Source organism: Saccharopolyspora oryzae (genome assembly GCF_027853915.1).
GTDB classification, from domain to species: domain Bacteria; phylum Actinomycetota; class Actinomycetes; order Mycobacteriales; family Pseudonocardiaceae; genus Saccharopolyspora; species Saccharopolyspora oryzae.
Genome location: NZ_JAQGLA010000006.1, coordinates 127,539 through 141,583, shown reverse-complemented (window position 1 = coordinate 141,583; position 14,045 = coordinate 127,539). Strand labels below are relative to the sequence as shown.

Here is a 14,045-nt window from a genome sequence, read left to right as displayed (position 1 = left end):
CAGCTCTGCGTCCATGCCTCACTTCTCACGATCCTCGCCGAGCACGGACTGGAAACGGACATTGGAAGCCTGGACACCATCGTCGAACAGCTGTCCTTGGGTGCGCCACGGGCTGGAGTTGGAGCGCTCCTGCTCACCACCGCCCTGCTGGCCGCCGTGAGCGCCGCCCATCATGCCCATGCCCCCCATCATGCCGCCGCCACCGGCACCACCGGCAGCACCTCCGACCGCCGCACTCGGGTTCTGGCCTTGCTGGCCGGACTGCGGCGGGCCTGCAGCCGGATCGCCGCCCATCGAGGACACTCCAGTGGCTCCCTGCGGATTGCCACCGGAGGGCGCATCACCGAACGAGGACACACCGGTCGCGCCACCAGGGTGCTGTCCCGGGGAACCTCCGCCGGGCTGCGGGCCAGGGGCGTCACCGGAGAAGAGCTGCCCGGAGCTGCTGCCGAACGAGTTCTGCACGCCCTCACCCATCGGGGTGAACGAGTTCACACCCGCAGCCTGCGGCGTTGTGGGCGCCGGGGTGTCCATGCCGACACCTCCGACCGGAGCTCCGTCGGGGTTGAAAGCAGGCATGGTGGTGACCCCACCGCCACCGACGCCACCAGCACCGCCGCCGAACGATGCGTCGGCCGGGCCCGGCACACCCCCGCCACCAGGAGCAGGACCAAACCCGCCTTCGCCAACAGGCATCGCACCGGCGCCGCCCTGCCCCGGCACCCCGGGGCCGTTGTCCGGGGCGGGCATCGTGGATGCCTCCGGCATGGTTCCGGCAGGACCGCCTGGACCGGGCATGCCCGGTGAGTCCTTGCCGAACTCGATCGTCTGGTTCATCGGTGGCTGGCCATTGCCGTTGTCGACACTGACCTTGATCTGGCCTTCAGGAGTGCGCTCGAGGGTGAGCGTGCGGCCGTCCTCCTCGATCACAGCCTTGCCGTCGGGCCCGGCCTGAACCTGTTCCGGCCCCTGGCCACCAACGCCAGGCGCTCCGCCGGGCCCGGGGACCTGGCCGGCCTGCCCAGGCGGAGTCTGCGGCGCACCAGGTCCAGGCTGCCCGGGACCGTCCTGCTTGCCGAAATCGACCTCGTAGGTCTTCGGCTTACCGTCGGGGCCCATCACCTCGACCTTAGTCTTGCCGTCGGGACCGGGCTCCTGAACGCTCACCGCATCCTTGCCCTCGCCGAGCGTGACCTTCTCCTGGTCGCCAGTGGCACCACCACCGCCGCCTTCACCAGGCATCGGCATCTCCGGCGGCTTCGGCATCTCCGGCGCTTCCGGCGGCTTCGGGATCCCGCCTCCGCCGCCTTCGCCGATTCCTCCACCACCAGCACCAGTACCGCCGCCACCAGCGCCAGTGCCGCCACCACCAGCGCCGGTACCGCCACCACCACCGGTGTTTCCACCGCCACCGCCGGTGTTTCCACCGCCCTGATCGCCACCCGGCTTGTCACCGCTTGGCTTGTCCCCGCCATCGTCCTTGCCACCGGGGTTCTGGAACGGGTTCTCCTCGGCCTTGTTCAGCTCGTCGTTCAGCTTCTTCCAGGCCTCGTCGATGTTCTTCTTGGTCTCGTCGCAGAGCTTCGTGAAGCTCTCGCAAACCGCTTCGACACCCTTTGCGCAGAACGAGTTTCGAGTGACTTCGCGGCACTTCTTCTCGATCTGGTCCTTCACCTCGTCGGTGAGATCGCCGCAGCTCTCATCGATCTGCACGTCCCAGATCGAGCACGCCTGCTTCAGGATCATGTCGTCATCGGTGCCGTTGCCGACCTGGATGGTGATGTCCCAGTCCGACTTCGCCTTCCCCGCGATCTGGTTGACCTGCTCGTTGTAGCCCAGCACCGCCTCGGCTTTCCCGCGGATCATCTCCGCGACTGCCTTGACGGTGTCCTGCGTCATCGACGCCGCGTCACTGACGGTGGCGATGACCCGCTCCTGCGCGGTGGGCGTGAACTTGGCCGAGAAGAAGTCCTGAGAAGCGTCCGAAGCCGCGCCGGTCCAGCTCTTCCACAGACCGCTCATCTTGTCGGACATGGTCTGCATCGACTCGCGCATGCCCTTCTCGGCAGCTTTGAGGTCGTCGATGTTCTTGGCGAACTTGTCGAAGTTCAGCTCGCGCTGCTCGTCATAGCGCTTGTTGACCTCGTCGAGCGACGGGACCTTCTCCCGGTCCTCGTAATACCCCTCGATCTTCTCGTAGAGCGGGATCCAGGTCTCGAAGAACTTCATCCCCGGTTTGCCCGCGTCGAGCAGTTCGTCGCCGCTCTTCGCGCCCGCGCCGCCGTTCTCACCGTTCTCGGCCTTGCGCTTGCTGTCTTCGAGAGCCCCTTTGCCGTTCTCGACGGCTTCGTTCTGCTTCTTCCGCTTCTCGCCCGCCTCGTCAGCGGACTTCTTGGCCGTGTCGAACTTCTCCCGCAGCGTCCCGTCGCGGTCGTCGTCAAACCAGTAATCGCCCTGCGGAGCCCAATAGCCGTCGTCGTACTTCTCGAGATACGGCTCGACTTCGTCCCGGATGCCGAAGGCCGCCCAGTCATCTTGGGCCGCATAGGCGTTCGCCAGCTCCCGCTTCTGGTCGTCCGGGACTTCCGGGTCATCAAGGACCTTCTTGATGTCCTTCCACTCCGGCACCGGCTTTTCGTCGTCAGCCATCAGTTACCCCCAGAACCCTTGACGGTCTCCGCTGCGTCGGCGTCGGACCAGGTGTAGCCGGAGCCGGTCTTCTCGAGCTTCCCGGCGAAGTCGTCCATGGCGTCGGCCATGCTGGCCACGCACTTGCCGATCTTGTTCATGGCTTCCTGGTACGGGCCGAAGTTCCCCGTGTGCGCCTTGCCGAAGTCGGCTTGCCCCATCCCCATGTCGCCGATCTTCTTGCTGTGGTCGTCGCGGACCGGGTCCGCAGCCCCCCTGATACTGCCCGCAGCGGATGTGAATTCACCCGCGTTCGCCCCGAACCCGGACACCCTGCACCCCTCTCGTCACTGAGCCGCCCATCTCCCGGACGGCGACGCCGGCAATCGATTCGACGCCCATCAAGACCATCTAGTTCCTCATCTTGACAGGTCTGACTGCGCGAAATGCCGGAAAGCGACAAGGTGCTTGCATCCGCGAAGAGACCCCACTCACTGCGGCGGGAACGGCCCCTGCGGGGGTTGACCGAAGCCCTGCTGCGGAGGCTGCTGCGGGAAGCCTTGCTGCGGGGGCTGCTGCTGGAAGCCTTGCTGCGGAGGTTGGGGGAAGCCCTGCTGGGGCGGGTACTGCTGCGGGAATCCTTGCTGGGGCGGGTAGCCGAACTGCTGCGGCGGCGGGGCCGTTTGCTTCCGGCGCTTCATCGTCACGACGATGGCCACGACCATCAGCGCGAGGAGCAGCAGCACGGGAATGATGTAGACCACCAGTGAACCCATGCGCAAGATGATGCCAGCTGGACGCGCCGCGATCCCGCAGCGATCGTCAGATCACTGCGGCGGGTAAGGCGGCTGGCCGAAGCCCTGCTGCGGGGGCTGCTGCTGGAAGCCCTGCTGGGGCGGGTACTGCTGCGGGTACGGCATCTGCGGCGGTTGACCGTAGTCCTGCTGGGCTGGATATCCCTGCTGAGGCGGATAGCCGAACTGCTGCGGGGGTTGCATCGACCGCGTCCGGCGCATGAGCGGGATCACGATCGCCGCGACCACCCCTCCGACGACCAGCAAGAAGAACAGGATGACGATCAGTTCCCAACCGCCCAGCATGCGTTTGATGATGTCAGACGGCCCGCCCCTGGATCTGCGGAACTCGTCAGATCACTGCGGCGGGTAAGGCGGCTGGCCGAATCCCTGCTGCGGGGGCTGCTGCGGGAAGCCCTGCGGGGGCTGGCCGTAACCCGGCTGGGGCGGGTACTGCTGCGGCTGCTGGGCGAAGCCCTGCTGCGGGGTGGCCATCGGCTGAGCCTGGGCGCCGAGCTTGCTCTTGACGATCAAGAAGGCCGTCAGCGCACCCCCGCCGGCACCGAGGACCAGGCAGATCAACATTGCGAGCAGAGCGGGCACAACTTCCTCCTGCGAAACGTCACTGCTGGTAGGGGCCGTAGCCGAAGCTCTGCTGCGGTGCTTGCGGAGGCATCGACTGCGGGAGCTGCTGCCGGGCCGATTTCTTGATCATCATGTTCGCCACGATCGCTGCCGCGCCAGCACCGGCGGCCAGACTCAAGACGACCGTGATCAAGAGAGCGCCGTACGGCACAGGAATCTCCCTTCGTCGGCTCGGACACCGAACCTATCCGAAACAGCGCGATCCGTGCCGGGAGGTCGATCAATCCGCACATGCGGAAGCGCCCGCGCACCTCGCCTGATCGGCGGGCGCGGGCGGGTTCGCGGGGTCAGTAGCCAGCGGCGGGCAGGAAGACGCCGAGGTTCCCGTTGTGGGCCAGGAGGATGGCCAGGAAACCGCCGACGACCATGATCACCAGCGGTAGGACCAGGACCATCAGGAGGTCGCCGAAGATCTGCCCTCGCATGGCGGGATCAACTCCGCTGTCGCCGGTTCACGAACCAGGAGCGGCCTTCGTGCGCTGCGTTGACGGCCTTGAGGCCGGCTAGGGCAAGCGCGGAGAAGACCACGATACCGACGACGAGCCCGACAGCGACGAGCCCTACGAACATGGCGACAACGATGGCACCCATGTGACCACGATCTCACAAACCTGGCGGAATGGGAGACCTAGATCACAAAGTTCACCGGATCGCGGCAACGATTTCGGCCAACCGCTCGGCGGCGGCCTGCGCGCGCTCCTCCGTTTGCGCCTCGACCATCACCCGGACCAGCTGCTCGGTGCCGGACTTGCGCAGCAGGACGCGACCGGTCTCGCCCAGCTCGGCCTCGGTCTCCGCGACCGCCGCGGTGACCTCGGGCGCCACGACCGCCGCCGCCTTGTCCGCCACGCGGACGTTGATCAGCACCTGCGGGAGCCGGCGCATCACCTTGACCAGGGACGACAGCGGCGTGCCGGTGGCCGCGACGCGGCCCATCAGGCGCAGCGCGGTGAGCAGGCCGTCGCCGGTGGTGGCGTGGGCGGGCAGCACGACGTGACCGGACTGCTCGCCGCCGAGGGCGAACCCGCCGGCGCGCAGCTCCTCCAGGACGTAGCGGTCGCCGACCGCCGTGGTGCGCAGGGACACGCCCTGCTCGCGCATCGCCAGGTGCAGGCCGAGGTTGCTCATGACCGTCGCGACCAGCGTGTCGTCGGTGAGCTCGCCCGCTTCGCGCATGGCCACCGCGAGGACGGCCATGATCTGGTCGCCGTCGACCACCGCGCCGCTGGCGTCCACCGCCAGGCAGCGGTCGGCGTCGCCGTCGTGCGCAACGCCCAGGTCGGCGCCGTGCTCGACCACCGCGGCCTGCAGGACGTCGAGGTGGGTGGAGCCGACGCCGTCGTTGATGTTGAGGCCGTCCGGCTCGGCGTTGATCGCCACCACCTCGGCGCCCGCGCGGCGGTAGGCCTCCGGGGCCGCGGTCGAGGCCGCGCCGTTCGCGCAGTCCACCACGACCTTCAGGCCGTTCAGCGGCTGCGGGGCGGATTCGAGCAGGTGGTCGACGTAGCGCTGCACCGCGTCGGTGACGTCGCGCACGCGGCCGACGTGCGTGCCGGTCGGGCGCTCGACCTCCTCGTCGAGGCGCGCTTCGATCTCGTCCTCGACGGTGTCCGGCAGCTTCTGCCCGCCGGCGGCGAAGAGCTTGATCCCGTTGTCGGGCATCGGGTTGTGCGAGGCGGAGATCATCACGCCGAGGTCGGCGCCGAGCTCGGCCACCAGGTGCGCCACCGCCGGGGTCGGCAGCACGCCGACCCGCAGGACGTCAGCACCGGCCGAGGTCAGGCCTGCTGTGACGGCCGCCTCGAGCATCTCGCCGCTGGCCCGCGGGTCGCGGCCGACGAGCGCCACGCGGCGCTTCGAGTCGTCGCGGTCGTAGAGCACCCTGGCCGCTGCGGCTGCCACTGACATCGCCAGTTCCGGGGTCAGGTCGGCGTTGGCCAGTCCACGCACCCCGTCGGTGCCGAACAACCGAGACATCAGCAGCAAGTCCTCCTCGTACATCGGCGCGGGCCTGCCCGGCGAGAGGCATCCCGATGATCAAGTCCGCAAATTCCATTGAAATCGAAGGTGTGATTTCAATGGAATTTGCGGCACGAACCCCCTGTGAAACGACTGCGGGAGCAGCCGGAAGTCCACGGAGGACTGTCGACTGCTCCCGCAAATCGTGTGAAATTCGCGTCAGCGCTTGCTGAACTGCGGCGCCTTGCGGGCCTTCTTGAGGCCGTACTTCTTGCGCTCCTTCTCCCGCGCGTCACGGGTGAGCATGCCGGCCTTCTTCAGCGCCGGGCGGTCGTCCGCGTCGTAGGCGACCAGCGCACGGGCGATGGCCATGCGCAGCGCGCCGGCCTGGCCGGACGGGCCGCCGCCGCGCAGGGTGGCCAGCACGTCGAAGCCCTCGAGGCGCTCGACGGTCACCAGCGGCTCCTTGACGATCTGCTGGTGGACCTTGTTCGGGAAGTACTGCTCAAGGGTCTTGCCGTTGAGCTTGAAGCTGCCGCTGCCCGGCACCAGCCGGACGCGCACCACGGCCTCCTTGCGGCGACCGACGGTCTGCACCGGGCGACCGGACGGCACCGGGAGCGGCGCCGGAGCGGACTCCTCGGCCTCGACGGTCTCGACGGCCTCGACCGTCTCCTCCGGGGCGCTCACTGCCTCTTCCTGCTGAAGTTCGTCAGTCACTTCTGGACCTTCGCCTTAATCTCGAACGGCTGCGGGTTCTGGGCCTGGTGCGGGTGCTCCGAGCCGGCGTAGACCTTGAGCTTCTTGCCCATGGCGCGGCCGAGCTTGTTCTTCGGGAGCATGCCCTTGATCGCCTTCTCGAGCAGCCGCTCGGGGTGCTTCTCCAGCACCTCACCGAAGGACTGCTTGCGCAGACCACCGGGGTAGCCGCTGTGCCGGTAGTGGAACGCCTGGTCCCGCTTGTTACCGGTGAGGGCAACCTTTTCCGCATTGATGACGACGACGAAGTCGCCGGTGTCCACGTGCGGTGCGTAGGTCGGCTTGTGCTTGCCGCGCAGCAGCGTCGCGGCCTGAGTTGCCAACCGGCCGAGCACAACATCCTCGGCGTCGATCACGTGCCAGGCGCGGGTCACCTCGCCGGGCTTCGGGCTGTACGTGCGCACGGGTCTACCTCGTCGTCGTTCGCGTCGGAATAGTCAGTGCGGAGCCCGTCTCGATCACGTCGGTCGGTCCCTTGTCGGGGAACCGGCACGTCCGTCAGCGCCGGCGCCGGGACCGTGATCCGCAGATCCGATCCTCTTGCGCGAGCTGCAGCCGCGCACCGCACAACAAAGAATGAGGGTACTTGGTGGCTTCTGGCCCGGTCAAAACGGGTCCTCGGTAGCGGGGTCGAGGACGTTGACCTGGCAGATCGCCGGAATCAGAGTAGCAATGCCCGGAGCCCGCCCGCGGCGGGCCCCGGACGAAGAACGCGGCCCCGGCGCGATGCCGGGGCCGCGTGCGCGCTCAGGGCGTGAGATCAGCCACCGAAGCGGCCGGCGTTCTTCTTCTCACCGGCCTGGAAGGCCTCGTTCGCGGCGCCGACGGCCATGCCCATCTTGGCGGCCGTCTCCTGCATGTTGGCGGCTTCCTTGTCCCACTCCTGCTGGGCGGCGTGGTAGGACTGCTGCGCCTCGCCCTCCCAGGTGGAGATGAGCTTCTGGATCTTGCTCTCCAGGTCGTCCAGCTCGCCCTGGATCTTCTGGGCGGCAGCCTGCAGGTCGTCGGAAGCCTGCTGCAGCTCCGCGAAGTTGACGTTAATCTCGCTCATTGCGTTATCCCCTCAAGACCTCTGAAGAAAGTTGGAGTGTGCGACTGTCGGACGATCAGCCGTCGAGCATGGCGGTGATCTTCGAGATCTCCTGGGCCTGGTCCTCCTGGGTCTGCGCGTAGTCCTGACCCGAGGACTGCACGTTCTGGCCCAGCTCGTCCAGCTTCTGGATGATCTTCTTGCCGCTCTCCTGGTAGGAGTCCATCAGCTTGCGGAAGACGTCCGCAGCGGCGCCCTTCCAGTTCTGGACCGGACCCTCCAGCTGACCGTGCAGCTGCTGCAGGGCCTGCTCGACAGCGTTGCGCGCCTCGTCGATGTCGGTCGAAGCCTGCTGAATCGCCTCGACGTCTGCACCAATTCCAGCCATCTCCGGATGACCCCCTTCAAACTCGCCATCAAGTTCGGATGAACCTGCGACGCAGACATTGCCACGTTCGGTTCCACGTTGTCCTGGATTTCTGGTGATCCCGTTGCTGATGTAAACGCTGATCGCGGAACCCGCAGGTCATCGCATGATTTGCGCTTGTGAAAAGTCGAGATCACTTCCGTCGGACGGCGTTTGCTCTTGCGATTTCCGGGCTGCCTGCGACTTCTCGGAGTCGTCCGCGTCACCTTCTGCGCGCGGATTTGCTTCGGCTAACTCGGGAACTGCGAGTCCCATCCGGTTGCGGTGCTCCAGAGCCGCCGCGCGCTGGTCCCCGTCGCCGGGCGCGCCGCGCTGTTCGGCGAGGTCCTCGGTGGTGCGCTGGAAGTCGACGGCCCGGTGGTGCGCTTCGGCTCGGGCGCGCTGCCCCCGTCCGACCGCCGCGGCGAGCTCGGTGCGGAATTTGCGGACCGATTCCGCTGCTGCGTCCATGGCAATGCCTTCCCCGCTCCCGCGAGCGAATTCTCGTCCTGCACGGCGGCGCGGGAGAATCGGCGGCATTCCGCCGCGGCGAATTCACCGCGGGTTCAGCCCGCCGCCAGAGTTCCGACGACCTGCTCGCACGCGCGCCTCACGTCATCCCGGTCGGCCGATGCGTACTTGCAGCCGACGCTCACCTTGAACTGACCGCGGTAGAGCGTGTACCACTCGACGGTCGTCTCCGGCAGGGATTCCTGGTAGTACACCACCGTTTGGCCCGCGAAACTGGCGGTTGCGGTGAACTTGGAGAACGGTTTTCCGGCCGCGACGAGCTGGTCGTACTCGGTGCGCAGCATCTGCACGGCGCGGGCGCGGTCGGTTTCGGTGTTGAAGCCCAGGCGGCCTTCCTCGACCGCGATCATCGATCCCTGCTGCTGGTCCTTGGGCTGGAGCAGCGTCTGGAACTTCGACGGGTCCGAGCCGCCGGCCACCTCCCAGCTGCCGGGGTACTCGAAGGAGTAGTCGAAGGCGTGCAGCTGCTGCGCGGGCGCGGCATCGGTGCCGCCGCTGGTGAGCAGCAGCGTGGTGGCCACGGCGGCGGCGATGACGGCCGCGGCACCGCCGCCGATCAGCCACGGCAGCTTGCTGCGCTTCGGCTTGGCCACCGGCAGCGTGGTGTCGCTGCCGCCGATGACGACGGTGCGGGCACGGCTGAGCGAGTCTCCCGCGGTGATGCCGGGCGGCGGGGCGGGCACCGGGACGGAGCGGACCGTCGTCGTCCCGGCCCAGGCACCGGCCGGGGCCAGGCCGCCGGTGCGCTCCGGGTCCAGCCGCACCGCGCGCAGCGCGCCGCGCGCCACGACGGTCTCCGGCTGGTCCAATGTGGTCGGAACCACTCCGGTGCGCTCGTGGATCAGCCTCGACACCAACGGGATTCGGCTGGACCCGCCGACGAGGAACACGCCGGCCAGCTGGTGGCGCGGCACCCTGCCCTCGCGCAGCGTGGTCAGCACCAGGTCTGCGGCGGCGCCCAGCGGGGCCGCGATCAGCGCTTCGAGGTCGACGCGGGTGACGTGCGCGTCGGAGAACGGCGGGGGCATCGGCACGTCGGTGTAGGTGTGCCGGGACAGGGTTTCCTTCGCCCCGCGCACGTCCTGGCGGACCACGCGGCGGCGACGGCGGTCGGCCATCTCGCGGCCTTCGACGAGCTTGGCCCAGGCCTCGGGATCGGTGCCGGAGACGAGTTCGCCGATGTGCTCGAGCAGCGCCTGGTCGATGTCGGCGCCGCCGAAGTTCGGCTGGCCGTGGGTGGCCAGGACCTGGAAGGACGCGCCCTGCTTGCGCACCACGCTGGCGTCCACGGTGCCGCCGCCGAGGTCGAGGACGGCGAGCGCGCCGCCGTCGGGGAGTCCGTGCCCGGCGGAGTGGAACACCGCGGCGGCGACCGGCTCGGGCACGAGCACGATCTCCTTGCCGAGCCCGGCGGCGGCTTGGCGCAGCTCGGCGGCGCGCACCGAGCCCCAGTCGGCGGGGTGGGTCAGGACCAGCAGGTCGACGGCCGCGCCACCGGCGAAGCGGCGGGCCTCGTTCACCGCGCGCTGCAGCACGGCGCGGATCACGTCGCCGACCTTGAGCACGGTGCTGCCCAGCAGCAGTTCGCCTTCGTCGATGCGGCGTTTCGGGTGCGGCTCGAAGCGGGCGGGGTCGACGGCGGCCTGCCGCTCGGCCTCGTGACCGACGAACAGCGTGCCGTCGGCCGCGGCGAACACCGCGGACGGGACCAGCGGTTGGCCGTCGATGACCACGACCTGTGGTTCAGCGCCGCCGACCGAGACCACCGTGCATGTGCTCGACGTGCCGAAGTCGATCGAGACGTGCAGGGACACCCAGAACTCCTTCACCGTCGCCGGAGCCCCTGCTCCTGGCGACGTCGTCGTCCGACCGTCGATCGCTCGACGCGCCGACTCCCCCCGAGCACCCTAGAGGTTAAGGGGGCGAGCACACCAACATCTGCCCCGGATCGAGGGCCTCAAGCCGGACCCGGTCACCGCTGGTGACGACCCCGGGTTCCGGGTCAGGCCGCGGTGCGGACCTCGTTGACCCGGTTCTCCAGGGCTTTGCCCAGGTCCGGTGGAGCGAGCGGGGCCAGCACGAGCTCGGCGCCGACGCCGGGGCGCTGCTGCTGGGTCACGCCGTAGCGGCCGTCGGGCTCGCGGGCGTCGAACCACTTGAGCACCTGGGAGCGACGCGTGCGGCCGTGCCGGTCCCGCATGTTCACCGCGAACTGGCCGTCGCGCAGGTGCGGTTCTTCCAGGACCGCGCGCAGCGCGTCGGCGCCGGACTGCTTGGGCCGGGCCGGCGCGGCCGACTGCATCATGTCCAGCTCTTCGAAGTTCTCGTCGGCCCGGCGCTCCTGCTTCGGCGCGAGGTCGGCGAACGGAACCGCCAGCCGCGGGCGCTTCCCGGGCGGCACCGGGGGCATGCCCTGGATCGCCGCCGCGACCGGCGAGGTCCGCGGGTGCACGGAGATGCGCAGGTCACCGCCGTGGCTCTCGGACTCCCCCGGGTCCTGGACGAGCAGCACCGCGCCTTCTTCGCTGGCCACCGACATCATCCGGACCGGCGCCGCGGAGGTCTCGTCGGGCGACCAGATCCCTTCGATCCACAGGCCGGGCTTGGCCAGCAGCCCGAGGACCTGCGCGAAGCGCGGCGCGAGACCGTTCCCGCCGAGCAGTCCTGCGGCCTGCATCTCGGGCAGGGCCCGCTGGCGCAGCACGGCGCGCTCTTCCATCGTCGCGCCGTGCGACCGCACCGCGATCGGGAACGGGTACTCGTCGAAACGCCCGATCTCCCAGCAGAAGTCGAACCACAGCGGTGGCAGCAGCCATCGCTCGGACACGCTTACCCCCGTCAGTTGCCCCAGTCACCGAAGACCGGCGGAGCGGTCTTGGGCATGTCGTCCATCCAGATGTCGTCCTGCTCCTCGAGCCAGCTCGGACGCTCGTGCTCCTGGTCCTCGCTGCCGCCCTTGCCGCCGCGACCAGCACCGGCACCAGCGCCCGCACCGGCCCCGCCGCCACGACCAGCGGCCCCAGCTCCACCGGCAGCGCCCGCACCGGCGGCTCCGGCGCCGCCGCCGGGTCCGCCCATGCCTGCTCGACCACCAGCGCCCATGCCGGGCCCACCGACACCGGCACGACCACCGGCACCCATGCCCCCAGCACCGGCACCGCGACCACCGCCGGCGCCCATCCCGCCAGCGCCACCGGGCGGCATCCCGCCCATGAACCCGCCACCAGCACCGGGCGGAGGGTTACCGGCACCGGGAGGAGGAGCCATCCCCGGCCCGGGCATGTTCGGCTGCCCGGCCCACTGCGAGCTGCTCTGCGCCGGAGGCGTGTAGCCGCCGGGCCCACGACCATCCAAACTGGACGAGCCTGTGCCGCCGGGGATACCGCCGCCGCCGGGAACACTGCCGCCACCCGGAACGCTCCCGGACGGATGCCCGCCGGAAATCCCGGACGGATGCCCGGAAATCCCTTGCGGATTGCTCCGCCCCTGATCCGGCGGCGGAGGAGGGTTCAACGGATCAACAGGCGGAGGGAACGACGGAGTGCTGGTGTCGACGGACTGGTACCCGGCGGCGTAGACGTTCTGAACGAGCTGCCGAGCCTGAGCAGTGGCCTCCCGCTGCTCCTGCATCTGCTGAGCACCGTCGAGGAGTCCGACACCCGGCATGACAACGGTGCGAACCCCGTTCCGCCAACTGTCAAACTCCTTCGGCGGCTCCAGGGTCGACTTGGTCTGAGCAGCAGCGTTCCCGGCTTCCTGGATCTTCAACCCAGTACCGCGAACAGAGTCGCCGAACGCCTGTCCCCACTCCTGCAACGGCTTCGCCGCTCCAAGACCAGCCTCAGCAGCCTCACCCTGCATCCCGTCACCAGCGGCCTGGCGCGTCAGGGCATCGAGATCAGCGAGTTCCTCTGCGATCCCCTCGCCCAGCGACACCCAGTCCTGGCCGTTGGCAAGGATGTCTTTGGGCTGCAGCGACTGGCCAAGCTGGTTGTACAACCGAGCGTGATCCCAGTCATTCCAGTTGTCATGCTGAGTAATCGACGCTGGGTCAGTGCCCTGAATGTTCAGGCCCTGCTGCTGTTGAGCCAACTGCTGACTGCGCGCCTGGCTGGCAGCAGTGGCAACAGTCTGCCGAATGCGAGCCTGCTCCTCGGCCCGGGTTTCACCTATACCCGTGGCTCTCGCGAGGAGGTCGCGTCCCTCCCCAAGAATGTCAACCATGCCGTTCCCCCTCGGCTAAGCCCTACTTCGGCAGCTTCTGCTCGACGACCTGCGCAACCTCCAGCGCCTTCGCACAGGGGTCGGTGTCCTTGACCCGGTCCGATTCGAGGACGACCACGATGTCAAGCGAGTCCTTGCCAGCATCGACGAACTGGTTGCAGACGCCCTGTCCCGTTCCACCGAGAGCGATGCCCTGAAGACCCTGACGACCACCAACGTCATTCTTGGTGAGGCTGTCAAAGTTGTTGCGACGCCCCTCCCAAGCCGCCAGATCCCGGCCCTCGGCTTTCAGGACCGTGAGCAGAAGGTCGTCGCCCTCGTAGTCACAACCAACCTCGCCCTGCTTGTTATACGGCTTGCTCTCGCCCGAAACGCCCAGATTCTGCAGTTCTGAGGAGCTCAGGGCAGTGCATGGGTCAAAGCCCGCCAAGCCGCTGGAGGCTGCAGAAGTCGTCTCCGGGTTCCCTCCCGTTTGCCCACCCGAGCAGGCAGACAGGAGGAGAGTCGCGATACCTGCAGCCGCTACAGCTGCGACACGTGTTGTACGCATACCCACCATCAGATCAGATGTTCCGCTTCAGTTCGCGAGCGTGCTCTTCGTCCCTGCCCTGAATCTCCCGCGCCGAATCGCGGTATGCCTGAGCCATGTTTTTCAGGATCTCCTGCATCTTTCGCAGAATCGGGATCAGCCCTGCGGCATCTTGCCCCTGGCCGCCCCCTGGGCCTCGAACCTTCTCGTTGAATTTCCGCTCCAGCTCGCGCCCGATGTTGCAGTCCCCGTAGACACTGTTCACGACCAACTGGTTGGCGTCACGGAGGTGCCGGTTGAAGTTTTCGGCCTTGTCCTCGTAGACCTTGGCGACGGCCTCTGCGGCCTCCGGATTCATCACGAGCTTGCCGCTGTCGACTGCAGCGCGCAGGCCTTGGGCCTGTCCTGCGAGCGCGCTGGCGCCAGCTGCGAGGCCTTCCATCCCCGTTGTCACGGAGCCCCCTCCCCACGATCGTGATCAGAGCAAGTCACACGCTGGTGTGATCACGACCGCAGAGAGTACAAGAGCACGCCCTCAAC

Annotated in this window: 18 protein-coding genes; all 18 read right to left on the bottom strand. The window is 68.2% G+C overall.

Annotated elements, in window-relative coordinates; translation table 11 throughout:
* Nucleotides 1-18: 18 nt before the first annotated feature.
* Entirely contained in the window at nucleotides 19-2,649 is a 2,631-nt protein-coding gene (locus OU415_RS06490; protein ID WP_270947655.1) for a hypothetical protein, read from the bottom strand.
* Complete coding sequence (locus tag OU415_RS06485; RefSeq protein ID WP_270947654.1) at nucleotides 2,649-2,855, bottom strand: hypothetical protein; 207 nt, start codon at nucleotides 2,853-2,855, stop codon at nucleotides 2,649-2,651. The genes OU415_RS06490 and OU415_RS06485 overlap by 1 nt, the downstream gene beginning before the upstream one ends.
* A 264-nt stretch (nucleotides 2,856-3,119) precedes the next feature.
* Complete coding sequence (locus tag OU415_RS06480; protein ID WP_270947653.1) at nucleotides 3,120-3,404, bottom strand: hypothetical protein; 285 nt, start codon at nucleotides 3,402-3,404, stop codon at nucleotides 3,120-3,122.
* A gap of 51 nt (nucleotides 3,405-3,455) precedes the next feature.
* On the bottom strand, nucleotides 3,456-3,728 hold the full coding sequence (locus tag OU415_RS06475; RefSeq protein ID WP_270947652.1) for a hypothetical protein: 273 nt from the start codon (nucleotides 3,726-3,728) through the stop codon (nucleotides 3,456-3,458).
* Nucleotides 3,729-3,779: 51 nt separating this feature from the next.
* Nucleotides 3,780-4,025 carry a hypothetical protein gene (locus tag OU415_RS06470; RefSeq protein ID WP_270947651.1) on the bottom strand — a complete coding sequence of 82 codons (246 nt, stop codon included), beginning with the start codon at nucleotides 4,023-4,025 and terminating at the stop codon, nucleotides 3,780-3,782.
* Nucleotides 4,026-4,354: 329 nt separating this feature from the next.
* A complete protein-coding gene (locus tag OU415_RS06465; RefSeq protein WP_270947650.1) occupies nucleotides 4,355-4,492 on the bottom strand; it encodes a hypothetical protein in 138 nt (45 codons plus the stop codon).
* Nucleotides 4,493-4,499: 7 nt separating this feature from the next.
* Nucleotides 4,500-4,658, bottom strand: coding sequence for a hypothetical protein (locus tag OU415_RS06460; RefSeq protein WP_270947649.1), 159 nt, complete (start codon nucleotides 4,656-4,658; stop codon nucleotides 4,500-4,502).
* 51 nt (nucleotides 4,659-4,709) lie between these two features.
* Entirely contained in the window at nucleotides 4,710-6,044 is a 1,335-nt protein-coding gene (gene glmM / locus OU415_RS06455) for a phosphoglucosamine mutase (RefSeq protein ID WP_270947701.1), read from the bottom strand.
* Nucleotides 6,045-6,245: 201 nt separating this feature from the next.
* On the bottom strand, nucleotides 6,246-6,716 hold the full coding sequence (gene rpsI, locus OU415_RS06450) for a 30S ribosomal protein S9 (RefSeq protein ID WP_408641810.1): 471 nt from the start codon (nucleotides 6,714-6,716) through the stop codon (nucleotides 6,246-6,248).
* Nucleotides 6,717-6,742: 26 nt separating this feature from the next.
* Complete coding sequence (gene rplM, locus OU415_RS06445; RefSeq protein WP_093155151.1) at nucleotides 6,743-7,189, bottom strand: 50S ribosomal protein L13; 447 nt, start codon at nucleotides 7,187-7,189, stop codon at nucleotides 6,743-6,745.
* 356 nt (nucleotides 7,190-7,545) lie between these two features.
* The gene (locus tag OU415_RS06440; protein WP_270947647.1) at nucleotides 7,546-7,836 is read right to left on the bottom strand and encodes a WXG100 family type VII secretion target; all 291 of its coding nucleotides are present in this window, start codon (nucleotides 7,834-7,836) and stop codon (nucleotides 7,546-7,548) included.
* A 55-nt stretch (nucleotides 7,837-7,891) separates the two neighbouring features.
* Nucleotides 7,892-8,203 (bottom strand): WXG100 family type VII secretion target, encoded by a 312-nt coding sequence (locus tag OU415_RS06435; protein WP_270947646.1) that lies wholly within the window; start codon nucleotides 8,201-8,203, stop codon nucleotides 7,892-7,894.
* A 138-nt stretch (nucleotides 8,204-8,341) separates the two neighbouring features.
* On the bottom strand, nucleotides 8,342-8,761 hold the full coding sequence (locus OU415_RS06430; protein ID WP_270947645.1) for a hypothetical protein: 420 nt from the start codon (nucleotides 8,759-8,761) through the stop codon (nucleotides 8,342-8,344).
* Nucleotides 8,762-8,787: 26 nt separating this feature from the next.
* Complete coding sequence (locus OU415_RS06425; RefSeq protein WP_270947644.1) at nucleotides 8,788-10,566, bottom strand: type VII secretion-associated protein; 1,779 nt, start codon at nucleotides 10,564-10,566, stop codon at nucleotides 8,788-8,790.
* Nucleotides 10,567-10,754: 188 nt separating this feature from the next.
* Nucleotides 10,755-11,579 carry an ESX secretion-associated protein EspG gene (locus tag OU415_RS06420; RefSeq protein WP_270947643.1) on the bottom strand — a complete coding sequence of 275 codons (825 nt, stop codon included), beginning with the start codon at nucleotides 11,577-11,579 and terminating at the stop codon, nucleotides 10,755-10,757.
* Nucleotides 11,580-11,590: 11 nt separating this feature from the next.
* The gene (locus OU415_RS06415; RefSeq protein ID WP_270947642.1) at nucleotides 11,591-12,106 is read right to left on the bottom strand and encodes a hypothetical protein; all 516 of its coding nucleotides are present in this window, start codon (nucleotides 12,104-12,106) and stop codon (nucleotides 11,591-11,593) included.
* An 892-nt stretch (nucleotides 12,107-12,998) separates the two neighbouring features.
* A complete protein-coding gene (locus OU415_RS06410) occupies nucleotides 12,999-13,526 on the bottom strand; it encodes a DUF3558 domain-containing protein (protein ID WP_270947641.1) in 528 nt (175 codons plus the stop codon).
* A gap of 13 nt (nucleotides 13,527-13,539) precedes the next feature.
* Nucleotides 13,540-13,959 (bottom strand): hypothetical protein, encoded by a 420-nt coding sequence (locus OU415_RS06405; protein ID WP_270947640.1) that lies wholly within the window; start codon nucleotides 13,957-13,959, stop codon nucleotides 13,540-13,542.
* Between the last annotated feature and the right edge of the window lie 86 nt (nucleotides 13,960-14,045).